The 20,177-nt window shown below is 60.5% G+C and carries 19 protein-coding genes; 8 read left to right on the top strand and 11 right to left on the bottom strand.

The window, feature by feature from the left end:
- Positions 1–146: 146 nt before the first annotated feature.
- The 3 genes from DES53_RS17615 to DES53_RS17605 are packed head-to-tail and all read left to right on the top strand — an operon-like array spanning position 147 to position 1,149.
- Positions 147–524: a VOC family protein gene (locus DES53_RS17615; RefSeq protein ID WP_113959604.1), complete on the top strand. Its 378-nt coding sequence runs from the start codon at positions 147–149 to the stop codon at positions 522–524.
- 46 nt (positions 525–570) lie between these two features.
- The gene (locus tag DES53_RS17610) at positions 571–852 is read left to right on the top strand and encodes a BrnT family toxin (protein ID WP_113959603.1); all 282 of its coding nucleotides are present in this window, start codon (positions 571–573) and stop codon (positions 850–852) included.
- Between the two features lie 27 nt (positions 853–879).
- On the top strand, positions 880–1,149 hold the full coding sequence (locus DES53_RS17605; protein WP_113959602.1) for a CopG family antitoxin: 270 nt from the start codon (positions 880–882) through the stop codon (positions 1,147–1,149).
- Positions 1,150–1,275: 126 nt separating this feature from the next.
- Here DES53_RS17605 and DES53_RS17600 read toward each other — a convergent pair whose 3' ends face one another.
- Complete coding sequence (locus DES53_RS17600) at positions 1,276–1,782, bottom strand: hypothetical protein (RefSeq protein WP_113959601.1); 507 nt, start codon at positions 1,780–1,782, stop codon at positions 1,276–1,278.
- 247 nt (positions 1,783–2,029) lie between these two features.
- Between DES53_RS17600 and DES53_RS17595 the strand changes: the two genes are divergently transcribed.
- Genes DES53_RS17595 through DES53_RS17585 form a run of 3 tightly spaced genes read left to right on the top strand, consistent with a single transcriptional unit; the run spans position 2,030 to position 6,103 of the window.
- Entirely contained in the window at positions 2,030–2,440 is a 411-nt protein-coding gene (locus DES53_RS17595) for a VanZ family protein (RefSeq protein WP_113959600.1), read from the top strand.
- Between the two features lie 24 nt (positions 2,441–2,464).
- On the top strand, positions 2,465–4,456 hold the full coding sequence (gene ligA / locus DES53_RS17590) for an NAD-dependent DNA ligase LigA (RefSeq protein ID WP_113959599.1): 1,992 nt from the start codon (positions 2,465–2,467) through the stop codon (positions 4,454–4,456).
- 60 nt (positions 4,457–4,516) lie between these two features.
- Positions 4,517–6,103: an NCS2 family permease gene (locus tag DES53_RS17585; protein ID WP_245958197.1), complete on the top strand. Its 1,587-nt coding sequence runs from the start codon at positions 4,517–4,519 to the stop codon at positions 6,101–6,103.
- Between the two features lie 74 nt (positions 6,104–6,177).
- Here the strand turns inward: DES53_RS17585 and DES53_RS33550 are convergent, their stop codons facing one another.
- From DES53_RS33550 to DES53_RS17545, 9 genes are all read right to left on the bottom strand, one after another.
- Complete coding sequence (locus tag DES53_RS33550; protein ID WP_211325592.1) at positions 6,178–6,585, bottom strand: hypothetical protein; 408 nt, start codon at positions 6,583–6,585, stop codon at positions 6,178–6,180.
- Positions 6,586–6,662: 77 nt separating this feature from the next.
- Entirely contained in the window at positions 6,663–7,133 is a 471-nt protein-coding gene (locus tag DES53_RS17580) for a DUF2127 domain-containing protein (RefSeq protein ID WP_113959814.1), read from the bottom strand.
- A 187-nt stretch (positions 7,134–7,320) separates the two neighbouring features.
- Positions 7,321–7,782, bottom strand: a complete 462-nt coding sequence (locus DES53_RS17575; protein ID WP_113959598.1) for a cupin domain-containing protein — start codon at positions 7,780–7,782, stop codon at positions 7,321–7,323.
- Positions 7,783–7,797: 15 nt separating this feature from the next.
- On the bottom strand, positions 7,798–8,049 hold the full coding sequence (locus DES53_RS17570; protein ID WP_113959597.1) for a hypothetical protein: 252 nt from the start codon (positions 8,047–8,049) through the stop codon (positions 7,798–7,800).
- 45 nt (positions 8,050–8,094) lie between these two features.
- Positions 8,095–8,436 (bottom strand): hypothetical protein, encoded by a 342-nt coding sequence (locus tag DES53_RS17565; protein ID WP_211325591.1) that lies wholly within the window; start codon positions 8,434–8,436, stop codon positions 8,095–8,097.
- Complete coding sequence (locus DES53_RS17560) at positions 8,402–9,007, bottom strand: hypothetical protein (RefSeq protein WP_113959595.1); 606 nt, start codon at positions 9,005–9,007, stop codon at positions 8,402–8,404. Before DES53_RS17560 ends, DES53_RS17565 begins: the two co-directional genes overlap by 35 nt.
- 246 nt (positions 9,008–9,253) lie before the next feature.
- Positions 9,254–10,552, bottom strand: coding sequence for an outer membrane protein assembly factor BamB family protein (locus DES53_RS17555; protein ID WP_113959594.1), 1,299 nt, complete (start codon positions 10,550–10,552; stop codon positions 9,254–9,256).
- Between the two features lie 77 nt (positions 10,553–10,629).
- Complete coding sequence (locus DES53_RS17550) at positions 10,630–12,207, bottom strand: S41 family peptidase (RefSeq protein ID WP_170157192.1); 1,578 nt, start codon at positions 12,205–12,207, stop codon at positions 10,630–10,632.
- 76 nt (positions 12,208–12,283) lie between these two features.
- Positions 12,284–13,327 (bottom strand): LysR family transcriptional regulator, encoded by a 1,044-nt coding sequence (locus tag DES53_RS17545; RefSeq protein ID WP_113959592.1) that lies wholly within the window; start codon positions 13,325–13,327, stop codon positions 12,284–12,286.
- 518 nt (positions 13,328–13,845) lie between these two features.
- On the opposite strand from DES53_RS17545, the gene DES53_RS17540 reads away from it, so the two are divergent.
- Positions 13,846–15,810: a hybrid sensor histidine kinase/response regulator gene (locus tag DES53_RS17540; protein WP_113959591.1), complete on the top strand. Its 1,965-nt coding sequence runs from the start codon at positions 13,846–13,848 to the stop codon at positions 15,808–15,810.
- A gap of 187 nt (positions 15,811–15,997) precedes the next feature.
- Positions 15,998–18,319, top strand: a complete 2,322-nt coding sequence (locus DES53_RS17535) for an autotransporter-associated beta strand repeat-containing protein (protein ID WP_113959813.1) — start codon at positions 15,998–16,000, stop codon at positions 18,317–18,319.
- A gap of 338 nt (positions 18,320–18,657) precedes the next feature.
- Here the strand turns inward: DES53_RS17535 and gmk are convergent, their stop codons facing one another.
- Positions 18,658–19,272, bottom strand: a complete 615-nt coding sequence (gene gmk, locus DES53_RS17530) for a guanylate kinase (RefSeq protein WP_113959590.1) — start codon at positions 19,270–19,272, stop codon at positions 18,658–18,660.
- Positions 19,273–20,177: the final 905 nt, after the last annotated feature.

The raw sequence follows: 20,177 nt of genomic DNA, 5'->3' as shown, positions 1-20,177 counted from the left end.
TGGCATGAAGACTGCCTTATCCGAACCCCGGCAGCAACAGATGAGAAAACTTTTATGAAAGGCTGCGTGCTTTTCCGGCTGGATGTACTAGGGACAAGTGACGGGCGCTCTCGGGCGCAACGCATTCGCGACCCTTTTCCTCACCCATGGTTTCAAAACTTCTACACACCCGGTATCGAGTGACCGACCTGGAGAAGACCATCTCCTTCTACAAGGACGTGCTCGGGCTCGAGGAGGTGAAGCGGCACAAGTCCCCGCGTGGCTCTGAGCTGGTCTTTCTGAAGGCGCCAGAGAGCGAGGAGCTTATCGAGATCTGCAGCTATCCGGCCAGTGGTCCGGTGGTGGTAGGGCCCGACCTCACGCACCTGGCCTTCGAGGTGAAGGACCTGGAGACCTTTGCCAAGCATGCCGCCTCCAAGGGCTATCCCCTCTCCGACGGACCCACCAAGAGCAGCAGCGGAGTTTTTGCATTCATTGATGCTCCGGAAGGATACGAGATTGAACTGATCCAGTATCAATCCTAGAATGCTTTGAAATTCACGTATATACACATGCCCCGCCGATAGACGCATGGAATTTGACTGGCTCGACGTCCCATTCGACCTCTCCCAATTGCCCCCCAAGGACATTGAGGAGACGTTCGAGGACCCCTTTGCCCTCAAGTTCCTGCCGGATGGTGAAAGCGACAGTCCGCGCGAGGCACGATATTTCTCCCTGGGCAAGTCGCTCGCGGGGAAGGGCATCTTCAGCATCTTCTGGACGGACGGGAAGCGCTACCGCGTGATCCTGTCGCGTCCCATGACCCCGGAGGAGGATCACTTCTACGAACGGAAGAAATCCGAGGACCTCTAAGCGCACCCTGGCCGCCATCTACCTCTCATGAAATCTGTCCGGACCTGGAGCGAACTCCCCCACTTCGAAACCGAAGAGGATGAGGCCAAGTTTTGGTCCGAGCACCAGTTGGATGCGCGGTTGATGCAGAGTTCCATGCACCGCCCGGATGTGCGTGAGAGCACGACGATCACGTTGCGGTTCGACCCGCGCATGCTCAGCCGCATCAAGCGCATCGCCCGCCGCCGCTACCTGAACTACCAGAGCATGATCAAGCAATGGCTCAGTGAGCGGATGGAAGAGGAGATGAAGGACTAGCCGGGAGCTAGACCTACTGTCTGACAGTGGAAGTTGAGTCCTCTGACCCGGCTGTGATTCGGGGCGACAAAAAGCCTCTCCCCTGTAGTGCAGAAGAGAGGCTCGAGAAATCAACGCTGCGGCAGCTTACTTGCCAGCCTTGAAGGACTTCAGAATCTTCACGGCTTCTTCGACAATCTTCTTGTCGGTGTCGGCGGATTCAAACCAGATCTCAGCGATCTTGCCCTTGCCAACAAAGACCCAGGCGAAACCGAACTCTGTGGGAGTGCCGTCTTCGTCCTTGCCTTTGCCGGCAGCGGCGAGGGCGGGCTTGCCATCAATCTTGGTTTCCTCGGGCTTGGGCAGTTCTGCCTTCGGGTAGGTTTCCTTCACATATTCGTAGGTTTCTTCGATGGCCTCGGTGAGAGCTTCTTCGGTGCCTTCGACCGTCTTGAAGTAGAGGACGGTGTCTTCCTTGGTGAGGGTGCAGTAGGGGTCGTCTTCCGTGCCAGCTTCAAATTCCCAGTCATCCGGAGCGGTCACGGTGAAGACTGCGTTCTCCTCGTCGGGGTAATGGATGGTCGTCGTGTCGGCGGAGGCGACGGAGGTGAAGGCAAGGCAGGCGACCAGGGAGAGGAGGGAGGACAGTTTCATGTGTGGATTAGGAGCCGGACTTTAAGCGCATGGATTAGTTAACAACAATCAAAATTCCTAGAAAGATTGTGTCGATAAATTCGTGCGCTGAACTGCCAAAAATGGGCCTGTGACCGAGCGTAGGAGAGGGATGAGTCCCCTTGCCGTCCGAGGGAAAGGGGGCGTCTAGGATGGACAAAACCTTCAAAGTGCGGTGCCACGCTTGCGCAAGGCGGGCTCTACCACGAGATTTTTGCTTTCCCATCCCATGCTTCGCCGTCCCGGTTTCTGGTTCCTTGCTGTCGCCATTTGGTTTGTCGCGCTCTTTGTGCTGTCCAACCAGTCCCACCTGCAGCCTCCAGGCCCGGAATTCGACGATCGGGACAAGGTCTACCACGCCGGGTATTTCACGCTGGGCTCGCTGTGTCTCTTCGTGGGGCTGCGTCTGAAGAATCCCGGAAGGACGGTGCTGAAGACGGCGCTCCTGGTGCTGCTCTTCGCGGCGTTCGTGGGCGCGTTTGATGAGTTCCATCAGACCTTCATTCCCAACCGCAGTGGCAATGATTTGGGAGACTGGCTGGCGGATTCGGCAGGTGGGATTCTCGGTTCGCTCTTCGGAATGGTGCTGCTGTGCGTGCCGGGCATCCGGATGAAACAAAAGCAGCCTTGCGAACCCTGACCCGCCCCTGCTAATCCTGTCCGCATGGACAAGACCCCCGCGAAGCGTGCCGAACACCTGCGCTCTGAACTCGAGCGCCACAACCGCCTCTACTACCAACAGGCTGCGCCGGAGATCAGTGACCGTGAATTTGACCTGCTTCTGCGTGAGCTGCAGGACATTGAGAAGGAGCATCCGGAACTCATCACGCCGGACTCACCCACCCAGCGTGTGGGCGGCGCTCCGCTGGATGGCTTTGCGCAGATCACGCATCGCGTGCCGATGATGAGCCTGGATAACACGTACTCCGAGGAGGAGCTGCGTGAATTCTACACACGTCTGCAGAAGGGGCTGGGGCGGGAGAAGATCAAATGCACCATCGAACCGAAGGTGGACGGCGTGGCCGTTTCCGTGCGCTATGAGAACGGCGTGCTGAAACACGGTGTGACGCGCGGCGATGGACGTGTGGGGGATGACATCACGCAAAACCTCAAGACCATCCGCTCGCTGCCGCTGCGTCTGCCGAAGCATGTGCCGCAGACCTTTGAAGTGCGTGGTGAGGTGTACATGAACCGCGCGGAGTTTGAGAAGATGAACCAGGAGCGTGAGGAGGCGGGCGAGCCGCGCTTTGCGAATCCGCGCAACTCGACGGCTGGCTCTCTGAAGCAGCTCGACTCGCGAGATGCGGCGAAGCGCCCCCTGAGCGTCATCTTCTACGGCATGGGTGATCATGGGGAAGCGAAGCTGCAATCGCAGAGCCAGATCTATGACCTGCTGCATGCGGCGGGCCTGCCCAAGGCGGAACTGCTGTGGGACTGCGATACCATCGAGCAGATGCTGGGCGTGATTCACGAGCTGGACGAGCGCCGACGGAAACTGCCGTATGACACGGACGGTGCGGTCATCAAGGTGGACTCCTTTGCAGAGCAACGTGACCTGGGCTCCACCAGCAAGGCGCCTCGCTGGGCGATTGCCTACAAGTATGCGGCAGAGCAGGCGGAGACGAAGCTCCTCGCGGTGGACATCCAGGTGGGCCGCACGGGCGCGCTCACGCCGGTGGCGCGGCTGACTCCGGTGTTTCTGAGCGGCAGCACGGTGAGCAATGCGACGCTGCACAACTTCGAGGAGATTGTGCGCAAGGACATTCGGGTGGGTGATTTCGTGACGATTGAGAAAGCGGGTGAGATCATCCCTGCGGTGGTGTCCGTGAACACGGAGAAGCGCACGGGGGATGAGACGCCGGTGCCCGTGCCAACGGAGTGCCCCGTATGTGGTACACCGGTGCGCAAGGACGAGGGACAGGTGGCCATCCGCTGCCCGAACAGTGATTGCCCAGAGCAGGTGAAGCGGCGTGTGGAGCACTTCACGCATCGCGGCGCCATGGACATTCGTGGCCTCGGCGAGCAGGTGGTGGGACAGCTCGTGGACATCAAGCTCGTGCATGATATCGCGGACCTTTATGACCTGGATGAAGCGGCGCTCAGCAAGCTGGAGAGGCAGGGAAAGAAGAGCATTGAGAATCTGATCAAGGGACTCACGGAGAGCAAGACGCAGCCGCCGTGGCGACTGCTGTTCGGCCTGGGCGTGCCGCAGGTGGGCGCGTCCTCGGCGCGCTCGTTGGTGGAACATTTTGGTTCCATCGATGCACTGTCAGCGGCTTCCATGGAAGATCTGCTGAAGGTGCAGGACATTGGCGGCATCGTGGCGCAGAGCATCCATGACTGGTTCCGCGATGAGAAAAACGTGAAGCGGCTGGAGCGCCTGCGAGTGGCAGGGCTGACCTTTGCCAATCCCCAGGAAGAGCGCGCCAGTGACAAACTGGCAGGCACCACGTGGGTGATCACGGGCACGCTGGGCCGGGGACGTGACGAGGTGGCGGACATCATCCGCTCCCATGGCGGCAAGGTGTCCTCCAGCGTGAGCAGCAAGACCAGCTATCTCCTTGCGGGGGAAGAGGCGGGCAGCAAACTTGAGAAGGCGACGAAGCTTGGTGTAAAAGTGCTCAGCGAAGCGGAGTTTCAGGAGATGATTCAATGATGCCACGGAGCAGCGGCAGCCTTTGCCAGCTCGCACACATCCTGCTTTCATCTCCACCGCATGGCCGCCTCTGCCTCTTCTTCTCCCGGACTCCTCCGCGTCACCAAGGGTGACTTCGATGGCTTCTTCGGACTGTTTGTCGACAACCTGCTACAGCTCCTGCTGATCTATCACCTGTGCCCGGTGCTCTGTGGGATGACGCCGGGGGAGGTGACTTCGAAGATTCTGCCGGGTGCGGCGGTGTCCATCCTGGTGGGGAATTTTTTCTACGCATGGCAGGCATGGCGGCTGGCGAAGCGGGAGGGACGTGATGACGTGACGGCGATGCCATACGGCATCAATACGGTCAGCTTGTTTGCCTACATCGTCTTCATCATGGCGCCCATCTACCGGCAGACGGGCGATGCCTCGCTGGCGTGGAAGGCGGGGCTGTTTGCGTGTTTCATCAGCGGCGTCATGGAGTTCATCGGCGCGGCGTTTGGGCGGGCGCTGCGGGCACACGCACCGCGTGCGGCCTTGCTGTCCTCGCTGGCGGGCATTGCGGTGACGTTCATCGCGATGGGGTTCGTGTTCCAGCTTTTTGCGATGCCGTCGGTGGGTGTGCTGCCCATGCTGCTGATTCTGTTCTGCTATGCGGCGAAGCTGAAGTTGCCGCTGGGATTGCCAGCAGGGTTCGTGGCGGTGGTGCTGGGCACGGGCTTGGCGTGGCTGTTGCGTGCGCGAGGACTGGCCCCGGATTGGAGCAGCCCGTCGGTGGAGCCCATTGGCTTTCATGTGCCGCACTGGTCGGGTGGAGATTTGTTTGGGTTCCTCTTTTCCGAGGTGGGGTGGAGCTACATGGCGGTGATTTTCCCCATGGGCCTTTTCAATATCATCGGGTCCCTGCAGTGCCTGGAGAGCGCGGAGGCGGCGGGAGACAAGTATGACACTGCGCCCTCACTCGTGGCGAATGGCGTTGGCAGCATCGTATCTGCCTGTCTGGGCAGCCCGTTTGCGACCACACTGTACATCGGGCATCCGGGTTGGAAGGCGATGGGCGCGCGCTGGGGATACTCGTGGATGAATGGCACGGTGATCTGTGTGCTGGCCGTGCTGGGTGCGGCGGGACACGTGCTGCAGGTGGTGCCGCTGGAAGCCACGCTGGGCATTCTGCTGTGGATTGGCATCGTGATGACGGCGCAGGCCTTTCAAGCCAGTCCGAAGCCGCATGCGCTGGCCGTCGCCATGGGGCTCATTCCGTCGCTGGCGGCGTGGCTGCTGGTGCAGATTGAAACCACCCTGCGGGTGGCTGGCACGAGCCTGGCGGGCACGGCGGACAAGTTCGCACCCAATCTGTATGTTTATGGCGTGATTGCCCTGAGCCAGGGGTTCCTCATCACCTCGGTGATCTATCCGGCGGTGATGGCATTTGTGATTGATCGCAAGTTCCAGGCGGCGGCGATGTGGCTCTTGGTGGCGTCGTTCTTCTCCTCGGTGGGATTGATTCATTCCTACAAGCTCACACCCGCCGGGGTGGAGAATCATTTCGCGTGGTTCACCGCGGCGCCGGAGTTTACCATCGGCTATGCAGCAGGTGCAGTGCTGCTGAAGGTGATGGCGGTCGTGGCGGTGAAGGGGGCGGAGGAAGTGGAGACGCGGGGGGAGTGAGCGTTTGCGTCCTGAGAGGCTCGTTACTGTGCCTCTTCTACGCCTTCAGCGTAAGAGGCAACCGGTCGAAAGCATCAAGGAATTTCTGAAGGAGAAATTTCACCACGCCGCAGACGACCCCCAGCGATCATGCCGAAATCGTGTGGCATTCCAGGTCGGCCGAGGGTGGGATATTCTGGTTCGCAATCCCAATATCCATCAATGACCCCATTCAAGTAATTGCGGGCTTCTTTTCGGTCTGGGTAGTAGTGTTGGATTCCCTGAAGCATGGCGCGTTTGTTGAAAGGGAACCGCTGCCATCTCCAAACCCTTCTGATTCCAAGAAACGTCAGGAGAAAAGGCAACATCAAGCACATCCACCCCACCATCCAGCACGCACAGAGGTAGTCCCAGAACTGCTTCAGCCGATTGGCAGCCCCTTTGGTGCGAGCGCATGCGGGACAGGTTCCGTGGTAAGTCGCTACGGTGATCTCAAGGATCATGGCCGGGCACTTGCGGCATTTCACTCGAGCGGTCATGGGCAAATGGGGAATGTGCGCGTTACGTTCCCGAGGGTATCTCAAATATTCGTGCCTTGCTGACTCTTCTTACCCTGCACCAGCACATAGATCATGTACGCCAGAACGATGACATTGATCACGAGGATGGTCACCTTGGGCCAGTTGATGCCATGGGTGAGTTCGGAGAGTTCGAGAGGAATGTAGATGCCGCTGCTGATGGCGGCGAACCATTCGGCCCAGCGGCGGCCTTTCCAGAGGCCGTAAGCCTCGATGAAGCGCACGGTGGCATAAGCGGCGGCGCAGACGGCCAGGAACTCGATGCGTGAATCGTTCACCGTGCCGGCGGCCTGGATGAAGACCTTGGGGATCTCGTGCGCGGGGTTGAGGTGGAAGCGATGCACGAGGGCTTCCGCAGCCGCATGCACATCATGGTGTATCAGGGTGAGTAGACCGCAGCCTGCCAGTAGGACGAGGGCGCCCTTGAGGGCCTCGATGGCGGCGATGAAGCTGAGTCCTTTGGTTGGGGGCATGGAGGCGGTGTGGTGCGCTTCGAGGTGGCGACGAAAGTGCACGCGCTGTTTCGGAAAATCCAGATGGAAGAAATGGGGGGACGAAGTCTGCGTAGTTACGCGGGGGAAGGCCACTTGGGGTTGTGGAGCTTGAGGCACATGTTCGGTCAGGCTGGAAAGCCTAACTCCCACTGTCAGGCGAGGACGCCTAACCTCCTTGGGGTGCCGGCGGCCAGTTCACGCCTTCGAGTTCTTTGGGCAATTGCTTGGGGTCTTCTGGATAGAAGCGTTTGATGTCGAAAGGTTCGCCGGGAGCGAATTCGTTGTCTGGTGCACCGAGGATGAGCCAGAGGGTTTCGGTTTCGGTGTCGTTGAAAACCTGCCGCAGCATCTCGGGGCCTACGAGGACGGCGCCGTATTTAGGGACGGTGAGGGTGTCTTCACCGATGCGGATGCGACCGGTGCCTTCGAGAACGAAGTAGAATTCCTCCGCGCAGATGTGCTTGTGCCAGGTGCCGGCACTCATGGCTGGGTAACGCCAGAGACGTGCGCCGAGGAGCTGGCTTCCGGTGCGTTCGAGGTAGTCCGCGTTGGGGATGAGCATCTGGTTGGAGGGGCGCCATGAAAGGTCCTCCGGGGTGATGAGGCGGTAGCCGGTGATGGGGGTCATGGAGAGGACGACAATTTAGAGTTGGCGAGTAATCGTGCCTACAGCTATCACTCGCATGGCATTTCCTCGAACTTGCTGAATGGATGGACTCAATACGTTCCATGCATCCTGCAGATCCGGATGGGACGAGAGGGTGTTCATGATGTTCTCCGCGGCGCTCATGGGGTCTTGCTGGATGAAGTGTTGCCACATTCGAATCAGCAGGTCCCGTTTTTCATCAGGGAGGCGATCCCAGCAAGGGCCAATGATTTCCGTGCCTTGGATCATGCTTCCGATAACTCTCGCGGAGGTTTCTACAGGGTGCATAGGACGTTACTGGAGGGGCACGTCGTAGACTTCCGTGTGTTTGCGGACAATGAGGATGATTTCTCGGAGCCGTTTTACATTATTGGATGGGACGGTAGGGTCGAGAACGATGCGTGGAGAGATGAACTTCACTGAGGTCACCCAGCGAGCGAGCCTTTGATCGAGTCCGGAGAGGTCAGGCAGCGGTTCACCGTCGAGTTGCAGCGTGCCGTCAGCTGCGATCTCGATGATCATTCCTTCATAGCGATCAGGCACCTCTATTTTCGGAGGATCCGCCGGTTTGAGGAAGATCGGTTCTGTTGGTTTCGGCGGATCAGCGGCGATGGCTAGAGGGGCGGCAATCCCCAAGACGATGGTGGAGATGAGCAATGTCCTTCTCATGGTGGGTGAATTGTGAGACTTCGATGATCGCGCGAGGCTTCCATTGAATGGCAAACGGATTCACGCGCTCATGAGTCCAGGCGTTGAAGAACGGCAGTGAAAGGAATTCATTGTTGCCGTAGGGCAGTCGCGATTTTGCCTCCGGCTTCCACTCATCGAAGTGACCAAAGGCAAACTCCGTGTAGTTGAAGGCAGGATTAGCGGTCAGATAGGTCCCGTCATTCAGGATGGCTACGTAGAGATAGCGTCCTGTAGGAAGGTACATGTACAGCAGCGCGCGCAGGGTGCTGCCAGCAATCTGCTCGGAAGAAAGTTCCCCGTCTCCGAACTCGTGATCAAAGTTCGCGTGAACCGTCGTGGAATCAATGTCGTAGAGCTCGTGAGGATGGGAGAGATTGAGGACAACACAATTCTCTAATTCGATGCCCACGACGCGGTAATTTGCGCCTTCAATACCGGCACACGTGCTGTGGACGGCTTCGATGCGCTGGGAGAGCACTTTTTGCCAGGGCCAGAGGGGTGCAGGAGGATGATTCACCTGCGCAGCGTATCACGACTCCGCGACCCCTTCAGGATCGAGCATCTTTATTCGCTTACCCAGGGTGTCGGTCGCTGAGGCTCCCTAACCCTGGTCCCGCCCTGCGGGATCCTGCTGCCTTTCAGGCAGCGGTTCCGGAGAGCCATTGTCGAGGAGTGGTGTGATTCGGAGAAATGACAATCGCCACAGCAGGCTGCGCGCAGTCCAAGGCCTTCGGCGACTGATGGCTACCTCGAAAGGTGGCGACTACGGCAGCACCGGCGTCTTTGCGCCGATGGCGTACAGCGAGTCCTGCGTGCGCACGTAGATGCGGCCGTGGCCGATGGCGGGGGTGGCGTTGATGGGGCTGTCGAGTTTGTTAGCAGCGAGGATTTCGAACTGGTCACCGGCCTTCACGACAACGACTTCGCCGGTCTGGGAGCAGCAGAAAATTTTTCCATCGGATGCCACGGGGCTGGCGAAGTACTTGGTGCTGCCGCCGCTGCCGCCGACCACGCGCTCGCTGTAGACTTCCTCACCGGAGGGCCACTTCAGGCAGGTCAGGATGCCGCCGTCCTTGAGCATGTAGAGACGGTCGCCGATGAGCAGAGGAGTCGGCACATACGGAATGTTCTTGATGATGGAGCCGGCCTCTTCGGCCTTGCCATTGCCGAGCTTCAGCAGGGCGCTTTCCTTGCCGCCATCGCCCGAGCCGAAGGCTGCGAAGAGGAGGTTGTTGGCCAGGACGAAGGAGCCGACGCTGCGCTGGCGGAGGCCGGGATTGTGCTGCCAGTTGATCTTGCCGGTCTTGGTATCCAATCCCATCACACCACTGGTGGTATTGGCCACGATGAATTCCTTCTTCCCATCAGGCAGGTCGCGCACCACGGGGGTGCTGTAGGGATTGATGGTGTGAGGCAGGTCAATCTTCCACAAGGTCTTTCCGGTGGCGGCATCAAGGCCCTGCAGGCTGGGCTTCCAGTCCACCTGCTCTGGAGTGGCGAGGCTTTTGCCATTTTTCTCCAGGGAGAATTCGGAGCGGATGAGCATCACGCCATCTGCCACGATGGCGGAGCAGCCGGAGCCGTGCTCATGGACATATGGGGAGAGGTTCTCACGGCGCCAGAGAGGTTTGCCGCTATGGTCGAGAGCGAGGGCGGCCACGGAGTCGCCGCTGGTCCAGTTGATGTAGATGCGCTCGGCATCGACGAAGGGGGAGCTGGAAGCGAAGGAATTGAACTTGTGCTGCTGGTGGCTCTGAAAGGCCTCCTCATGTTTCCACAGCGTCTTGCCATCCACGGCACTGAGGCACATCACGGCACGATGGCCGCCGTCTGTCTCCACGGTGGCGATGACCTTGTCCTTCCACAGCACGGGGGAGGACCAGCCTTTGCCGAGCTTCACCGACCAGGCGGTGTTGCTGTCGTCGAAGGTGGCGGGGAGGTTTTTCGCATCACCCACACCGGTGCCGTTGGGACCACGGAAGCGGGACCATTCCTCAGCATGAAGCGAGGACGCGGTGGTGAGAGCAAGCAGGGCGGTGGAGGTGAGCAGGGACCGGATCATGGCAGGGTTGGGAAACGCGCGTGTGGCACGGGTCTTTTCGGAGAGTGCGTCTTTGAATCAGAAACGTGCAGCGCACTTCAGCTCTGGGAAGGCGGAGCCGTCGGCTTCTTCTCGTCCTTGGGAGGTGTGGAAGAAGGAGTGGGTGCAGGCACAGGCGCGGGAGTGGGCGTTGAGGGTGCAGGTGTCGCTGTTGGTGCGGGTGGTGGAATCTTGTCGGGCACTTGCGCAGGCTTCGGCTTCGGGGCAGGTGCGGCTTTGGGAGCGGGTTTGGTCTCGCCTGGTTTGCCAGTGGCGGGGGCAGGTGCAGCGCTTGCGGGGGAGGGCGCCGGAGCGGCAGGGGAGGAGGGCTTCTCAAACTGCTGATAGACCAGCACCCCTTTCAGTACATCCGTGGCGCGCTCGAGCTGGCGGTCGCCGAGCTTGGCCAGGTCCAGCCCACGCGCTTCACCGGAGGAGGTGTCTGCGCGCCATTGCATGATTTTGCCCTCCTCCTCGCTGGTGAGGGAGGAGACGATGTTCGGCTCCACCCCGTTCTCGTGGATGGTGCGGTGGGCGGGGGTGTAGTACTTCGCGGTGGTGAGGCGCATGGCCGCTCCGTTCTTCATGGGCAGGATGGTCTGCACCGAGCCTTTTCCGAAGCTGGTGGTGCCCACGATGATGGCGCGCTTCAGGTCCTGCAGAGCACCGGCCACGAGTTCAGAGCCGCTCGCACTGCCGTGGTTGATGAGCACCGTGAGGGGGTACTTGCGCAATGCTTTGCCAGTGCGTGAAGGCGTGCGGTAGGGCGGGGGATTCTGCGAAGCCACGCGGCCCTCAGTAGTCACGACGACCGTATTCGGCGGCAGGAATTCGCCACACACACCCACCGCGGAGTCGATGAGGCCGCCGGGATTGTTGCGCAGGTCGAGCACGAAGGCCTGCATGCCAGCCTTCTCCAGCTTGTCGAGTTCATTGCCCAGGTCCTTGGGCGTGTTCTGGGTGAACTCGGTGATGCGTGCGTAGCCAATCTTCCACGGTGAGGCGAGGCGGTCATGCAGCAGCATGGCATCCCGCACGGAGCTCTCATGGAGCGCCTGGCGCACCAGATTGAAATCGAGGAACTGCTTCGTGCCCGGGCGGCGCACGGTGATGCGGATGGGCTCGCCTGCTTTCCCCTTGAGATGCTGCACCGCTTCCATGGTGCTCATGCTGTCCGTGAGCACTTCTCCGATGCGGATGATCTGGTCATTGGGCAGCACGCCGGCTTTCGCGGCGGGTCCATTCTCTTGCACCGTGATGATGGTGAGGGTGCCCTCACGCAGGGCGATGGTGATGCCGACGCCTTCCGAGGTGTCGCGCTGCTCCTGCTGCATCTCCTCGAAGAGGGAGCGGCCCATGTACTCGCAGTGGGGGTCCAGCTTGCGCAGCATGCCTTCCAGCGCGCCTTCCACGAGCATTTCGTAATTCACCTTCTTCTCATCCACATAGTTCTGGCGGATGATTTCCATGGCCCGGGTGAGCAGCTCGAGCTGGGCATAGGCCGGGTCATCGCCGGGCTTGCTGGTGGCGGCGGGCGGCGGCTCCTGCGCCTTGGCTGGAGCAGGCAGCAGGGCCACGGCAGTGAGGCCTGAGGAAAGCGTGAGGAGAAAAACGAGCCGCAGCGGGGCAGGGGTCATGCGGAAAGTATGGCGGGGCCACGCGCGCGTGGCATCTGAAAAGTGCGGGACTGTCATCGCGACGTCACGTGCATGGTCACTTCCGTGCCTTGCTGGTGCGAGCGTGATTCTCGTTGCCACCACCACTGCCGTTCTCATGGCCGTTGTGGCCGCGCTTGTGATTGCTCTTCGCCCTGGCGGTGGCAGAGGGTGCGCCTTCCGCCAGCGGCGAGTACTCCGGTCCCAGCTTGATGACTTCCTCCTTCACGATTTCCATGAAGGTATCCCGCAGGTCTGAGGGGAACTTCTGGTTGTACATCATGTGAAGCTCGTAATCGAGGCCCTTGTCCAGCAGGGGCACGACCACGACACCGGGTGTCTCCGGGCGCTGGGCCACGATGGGTATGAGCATCACTCCAGCGCCGGCAGAGACCAGGCTCATGAGATTGTCCACCGTGGTGGCGCTGGTGCCGATGCGGGCGACGAAGCCCATCGACTCGCAGATTTCCTCCGTCCACATGCGCTGCGCATCTGAGCCGAACATGGTGATGTGAATGAAGGTGCTGTCCGCCAGTTCCAGCAGATGCAGGCCGGGTTTCTTCGCCAGCGGGTTCGAGGCGGACATCATGACGGCGAGCGGGCAGTGGATGATGCCGACTTTGCCAAGTCCGCGTCCCGCCGCGAGTCGCGCGAAGTGCATGGGCACGAAGCCGACGTGAATCTTGCCCGCCTGCAGAAGGGGAAGCTGCTCGGAAGGCGCACGCTCCTGCACATGCACCTTGGCGGTGGGCGTGGAGGAATGGAGGCGGGTGAGGCTGCCGGGGAGGAACTTGATGGTGAGCAGGTCCACGGTGGCGATGCGCAGCTCTCCGGTGATGCCGGCAGCGGCCTCACGCGCACGCGCCACCGCTTTCTCCGCCCGGGCGAGCACGCTGCGCGCTTCCTTCAGGAAGACGGTGCCGGCATCCGTGAGGGAGACATTGCTCCGGTCACGTTCCAGAAGTTTCACGTGAAGTTCCGTTTCCAGATCACGTATCTGGGTGCTTAGTGAGGGCTGGGACAGGCGCAGTCGCGTGGCGGCCCTGCTGAAGCTCAAGGCTTCTGCCACGGCGATGAAGTAGCGGAGGTGCCGCAATTCCATGTGGGGCAGCTTATAGGTTTTGCTTATAAGACGCAAAGGAAACAAGTCCTATCGTAAAAACGATTTAGGCGGACCTTTAGTCAAACCCCAAACCAAGCAGTCCCGTGCGGTGTGCTTGATTTCACAGGAGACCAAGTCTGTGAGATTGCCGCCGCACGGGCAGCTGCCTCCCCTGAACCAGGAGGCCGAAGCACTCTGCCCACCGGGGAGCATTGTGATCCTTTCAAGCAGCGAACATCCCCGGGCCGGCAGCATGCCATGCACACTTGCTGCCCCTCACCAGGCTCCGGGGAAAGGCTGCGCTGATTGCATGCACCCGGTGGGCAGCTTCTTTTTCTGGAAGCAAAGAGGCGTCTTTTCCGCAATTCAGAGTAAAGTTACCCTCATCGTGACCGCCTTTTGTAAACGCTGCTTCAAATGTGGGGAGCGAAAGCCGGGATTTCTTGCTAGCGGCAAGAATCCGTGGGAAGCCCAAGTTCTCTCACCCGCATAGCAGCAAGGGGTTGTCGTTGAAGGAAATGAAAGTGACGCAGGAAAGGGATGCCTCTGAACTGCAGCGCCTCAATGAAGCGCTGCAGGAGAGTCAGCGCCGACTGGAGGAGGCCCAGCGCATGGCCCGCATCGGCCACTGGGACTTGGACCTGCAGACCCAAAATGTCACCTGGTCAGAGGAGATTTTCCGCATTTTCGGCATTTCGCCCCAGCGCCGGCTGAAGCTGACGGACCTGCTGGAAGTCATTCACGACGAGGACCGGGAGCGGTGCCGGAAGCACTACGCGGAGGCCATCGCGGGACTGAGGCCCTATGACATCGAGTACCGCATCGTGCGGCCGGATGGCGCGATACGCTGGGTGCACAGCCGTGGCGCCATGGATCGCGATGCCAGTGGCCGGGTGGTGAAGATGCTGGGCACCGGACAGGACATCACCGACCGCAAGCAGGCTGAGGAGGCGCTGCGTGACAGTGAGCGGCGCTTCCGCCAGGTGACGGAGAGCATTGGCGAGGTCTTCTGGCTTACCGACCTGGCGAAGAACCAGATGATCTATGTGAGCCCCGCCTATGAGAAGGTGTGGGGCCGCCCCTGCGCGGAGCTGTACCAGTCTCCACAGACATGGATGGAGGCCATCCACCCGGAGGACCGCAATGCGGTGCGGGAGGCGGCGCTCACCATGCAGGCCACGGGCGCCTATGATGTGATATACCGCATCCACCGGCCGGATGGCGCCGTGCGGTGGATTCATGACCGCGCCTTCCCCATCCGTGATGAAGAAGGTCGCGTGTACCGCGTGGCAGGTGTGGCGGATGACATCACCACGCAGCGGGAAATGGAGCTGCAGCTCCGGCATTCCCAGAAGATGGAGGCCGTGGGTGTGCTGGCCGGTGGCATTGCGCATGACTTCAACAATCTGCTGGCCGTGATCCAGCTCCAGACTTCCCTGCTGCTGGCCACGAAGGGGCTGCCGGACCGCGTGATGAAAGGCATGGGAGACATCATGGATGCCTCCGAGCGCGCGGCCACGCTCACGCGGCAGCTCCTTACCTTCAGCCGTCGCGAGGTGAAGAAGGCGCGACCGCTCGACCTTGGCGAAACGGTGGAGAGTACCATCCGCCTGCTGCGGCGTGTGCTCGGTGAGGATGTGGCGCTGGAGACGCACTTCGAGCCTGGGGTGCCGCTCATCCATGCGGACCCGGGGATGATGGAGCAGGTGCTCATGAATCTGGCCATCAATGCCCGTGATGCCATGCCCTCGGGAGGGCTGCTCACGGTGACCCTGGAGCCAGTGCAGGTGACGCCGGAGCGCGCCGCGCTGCATCCGGGCGTGCAACCGGGCAAGCATGTGTGCCTCTCCGTACGGGACACGGGGACCGGCATCGCTCCGGAGCATCTGCCACGTATCTTCGAGCCATTCTTCACGACGAAGGAGAGCGGTCAGGGCACGGGATTGGGCCTGGCCACGGTGTTTGGCATCGTGGAGCAGCATAACGGCTGGATCGAGGCCCACAGTGAGCTGAATCGCGGCACCCTCTTCCGCGTGCACTTCCCGGCGCTGGCGCGTGAGTCGACCTCCAGCAGCACGCAGGCGGAACTGCCGCCGGTGCGCGGAGGCACGGAGTGCATTCTCATGGTGGAGGATGACCAGGCGCTGCTGCATGTGGCGCAGCTCACCTTGGAGCACCACGGCTACCGCGTGCTCACCGCGGTGAATGCGGTGCATGCGCTGGAAATCTGGAAGAAGGAGCGGGCGAATATCGAGCTCCTGCTCACGGACCTCATTCTGCCCGGCGGGCTCTCTGGACAGGAACTGGCGGACCTGCTGAAGCGGGACAAGCCCACGCTGAAAATCATCCACACCAGCGGGTACAATGATGAGGTGGTCACGCGCCGCCTGCGTGAGCTGGAGAACAGCATCTTCCTCCGCAAGCCCTACTCCGCAAGACAGCTTGCGGAGACGGTGAGGACATCACTGGATAGGATAAGCTGATATACCGAAAGGTGGTGGGGTGCTTGCAACGTGTGCCGCCCCCGCGTCTGTCTGTGCCGGAGTGCCGGCATGGGCTCCAGAGCTTGCAGCTTGCCCGATGCCGGTGATGGCATATCCGCGCATATCATCCCGCAGGATTCGGCCATTTCGATAGAAGGGACGTGTCCGGGCGGTTCGGGGTAGGTTCATGGATTTTGTCCGTTCTCTCCGTTTCATTGCATCTTCCTCCAAGCGCGCTGCCATTCTGATTTTGATGATTGGCTTGTTAAGCGGCGGGGCCTTTCCCGTGCCTGCGTTGCGCGCGGAGACCTTCACGTGGGACGAGACGGCGGCGAGTTCCACGTACAACTGGAACGTGAATGCCAACTGGACCGGTGTGGTCGCCGGTTTCCCCAATGCAGAGGGTGACGTGGCGAATGTGAACATCGACATAGCCGGGAACCAGACGATCCGCCTCCGTCAGGACATCACCCTGGGCGTGCTGAATCTGGGCGACAGCAATGCGACCACGCCCAGTTCCATCAACATCTCCAATGCCAGCGGGGAGACGTTCCGCCTGATTTTCGACAACGTCGACCTGCTGCCTGCGCAACTCAACACCACGGGCGCGGGCTCTCCTTCGAATACCATCGGCGCGCTGGTGGAACTGAACTCAGACCTGCAGGTCCGATTGGGTGGTGGCGATACGCTGACCATGAGCGGTGCCATCACCACGAATGACAACGACATTACCTTCAGCGGGGGAGCGGCTTTCGTCACGGGCGTGACGGTGAATGGGAACATCACGGGCAGCGGGGTGATCACGAACAACGGAGCCATGTCCGTGTCCTTCGGCGGCACCACTCCGAAGAGCTTCACCGGCACGCTGGTGGCGAATCGTGGCATCGGTGGCACAAATACCGGCAGCTTCACTCTGACCAATGCCTCGATGGCAAGTGCCTCGGAGTTTGTCATCAATGGATGGCTGACCGGCCTGACGCAGAATGGAGGCAGCATTCACGCGGGGAGTGGGAGTCCTCATGCGGAGAATCCAGGCCAGCGGCTCACCACCGGGACCATCACCATGAACGGTGGCTCGCTGCGCACGGTAGGACAGGCGGCGGCAACGACCCCGGCGGATACACCGTGGCGGCTCGGACAGGAACTGGTGACGGACAATGTGAGCGTGCTGCATTTCAAGAGTGCCTACAGCCAGATTGGCCTGTCGGGGGCGACCACGACAGCGGGCACACGATTGAATATAGCTACGCTGCAGCGCAGTGCGGGCGCCAGTGCCTACATCACCAGTGGCACTCTGGGAGGCACGGCTCGTCTCACGTTTGCCAATGCTGCGTCCTTCCTTGTCGGTGGAGGCGGTGCGGAAGGCAGCACGACCATGAGCATCATGCCATGGATGGGTGCTGCGAACATCAATGGTTCCCAGCAATACGCCTCGGGCTTTGCCACCCACACGGCGACGGGCGTGCGTGCGCTGGTGGATGCAGAGTATGCGAATAACTACACCTCCGGTCCCACGACCAATGTGAGCCTCGACAACGTGACCATTGCCGGAGCCACCACGATCAATGCGCTGCGTTTCACGAGATTCAGTGCCAGCAACATCACTGACAACCAGACCACAGGTGTGGGCCAGACGCTCACGGTCACGAGCGGTGGTGTCTTTTTCTCCAACAATGGTGGCACCATCGGCGCCACGGGAAACGTGCGCGCCGGTACATTGAACTTTGGCACCGCAGAAGGCGTGGTGTGGGCGAATGGGACGAACACCACACCGAACACAAACACCATCGGTGCGGTGATCACCGGAAGCAATGGCATGACCAAGGCAGGCAGCGGGAATCTCGTGCTCTCCGGAGCGAACACCTATACCGGAAACACGTATGTGGGCGGCGGTACGCTGCAGGTGGGCATTGGCGGTGTGGGCCGCACCGGGGCGGGAGATGTGATCATGAATGCGCGTGGCACCACGCTGGCGGGCACAGGCACGGTGCAGGGCTCGACTACTCTGACCTACGGGAAGCTGGCACCCGGAGACACCGCAGGCTCCGGTGTGGGTACGCTGACCATCAATGGCGGACTCGCACTCACCCCACTGGAGGATTCCCAAGGACCGTACGTGACGGTGACTGAACTCACGATTTTGAATGGCACCACCTCGGACAAAGTCATCGTCGGCCAAGGCCTCACGCTCAATGCTGCCGCACGCATTGTGGTGACCCTTGATGCAACCTATACGGCTACGGAAGGCGATACCTGGGACCTGCTGGATTGGGCGGGTGTGCTGGCCTTGAATGGATTCTCCACCGGGGAGAATCTTCGCAATGGTGCCGATGATGCGAATACGAATCTCGACCTGCCGACGCTGGGTGACGGACTGCAATGGTCCATCTCGAATGTGAGCGATGGAGGCTCTCTGCGGCTCACCATTCAAGCCGTGCCGGAGCCTTCGAGTGCCCTATTACTCGCAGTGGGATTGAGTGCGCTGGTGCTGCGGAGACGGAGGCAGTAGCGGCGGTGACGGCAATCCATGTGGCTCGCGAACGGTGGTAAGCAGCTTCAGCCGAATCAGGAGACGTGCTTCATTCGCTGAGGCCGAAACTGGGTTGCTGCACTCGCTTCAAGGAGTCTTGGTCGTCATGGGAGGAGATGCCCCATTCGCGACCAGCGGTCACAACCACAGTTCTGAAGCTCAGTCATTCCTCTGCCGCCATGGGCATGGGTTTTCGCACCGGCAGCCCTGCGATTACTGTGGCTGACTGCAACTGCTGTGGCTGACTGCAACTGCTGTGGCTGACTGCAACTGCTGTGGCTGCGACCGATGGTCGCGGTTTGTTGTTCGAGCGCAACTCAATCCAACAACCGCTCCACCCGCATCCGCTCCGCCAGCAGCAGACCACGGAAGCGGTCGAGGTCCAGCTCGCGGGTGTCACTCACGAGGGCGTACTGGTATTCGTGCCAGTGCTCGATTTCGGTGAGCGCATTCTGCAGGCGGAGGGAGAGCTTCTCTTCGCTCTCCGTGCCGCGTCCGGCGAGACGCTCGCGCAGGGCCTCCACAGTCGGCGGCATGATGAAGACATCCACCAGGCAGCGCTGCACCAGCTCATCCGCACAAGCGCGCACCTGGGCGGCGCCTTGCACGTCGATGTCCATCACCACGTCGATGCCACGCTCCAGGTTCTGCTTCACATAGGTCTTCAGCGTGCCGTAGAGATTCCCGTGTACCCGGGCGTGCTCGAAGAACTCGCCACGCTGCACATTGTCCAGGAACTCCTCCTCGGAGAAGAAGTAGTAGTCCCGCCCGTGGGCCTCCCCCTGGCGTGGCGCGCGGGTGGTGGCGGAGATGGAGTACACCACCTCGCCGAGGTCGGCGAGCTTGCGGCAAAGCGTCGTCTTGCCCGAGCCGGAAGGGCCGGACACCACCATGAGCACACCGAGACGTTTGGCAGGGAATTGACGGGACATGCGGGAATGAAAAGCGGAATGAGGAGCCGCCCTAGATGCACGCGGATGCGGGCTGTGGCAAGTGAGGTTGGCAAGCTGCGGATCACGGGTGACCGGCGATGGGCAGAAAACAGGGCTAAAATCAGCTATTTACGCGACTTGTTGATTGTAAGCTGGTTGCGTAACTGACATGCATTCGTTATTCGTGCTTTTCGTTTCATCGTTCGTGCCCCCCGGCGCTCCAGCTGCCCAGCGTGACGTTCGCCTCTCGCTCGAAGCGTGAGAGAACGACAGATGAAGCGGCCAATCCTTGAGCTCCGTCAGCCTGAGAGTACTTGACTGGATAGACAAGGAAATGGCGCGGCGCGCACCTCTTGACGCACCAGGTCGCTTTGCGTCTTGGTGCGCGGTGGCAAAGGTCTCCCTTGAGGCCGCGACACCGCTTTGAACGGAGGAATCTCGTCCTGATATATAGTGGAGGACTCCAGTGGAATCCAGCATCCGGAGCTTCCCTGCGGGGGAATATTTCGGAATTGGATCGCGACACTGCTTGATGATGCTCATCCTCTCCGTTCAAAGCGGTGTCGCGCTAACGCTTGCCACACGCACTCCACGACGCAAAGCGCTCCTTCAACGTGCCAGAAGAAAGTGAACCAAATTCACGGTTCGACAGGCATGCAGTTCTCCATTTACCAACCTGACACACATGCGCCACCGCCGCTTCTTGAATGACGGTGAATCAGGTGTTGGCAAGGCAGCAGGCCCTTGCATGTCTCTCCTATACAAAGTTTGTCTATATAATAGTGCAATGAGAAGGGGGTTGCGGAGAGTTTTCTTCCCCTTGTTTGGCACACCGTGTTATGCCATCTGACAAGGACCCCAATTCAGAAGTGGTTGGGATGGATTTTTGCGTGTGTTCCAACTGA

The sequence above is a fragment of the Roseimicrobium gellanilyticum genome, assembly GCF_003315205.1.
In the GTDB taxonomy this organism is placed as follows: domain Bacteria; phylum Verrucomicrobiota; class Verrucomicrobiia; order Verrucomicrobiales; family Verrucomicrobiaceae; genus Roseimicrobium; species Roseimicrobium gellanilyticum.
This window is presented reverse-complemented; position numbering and strand designations above follow the sequence as displayed.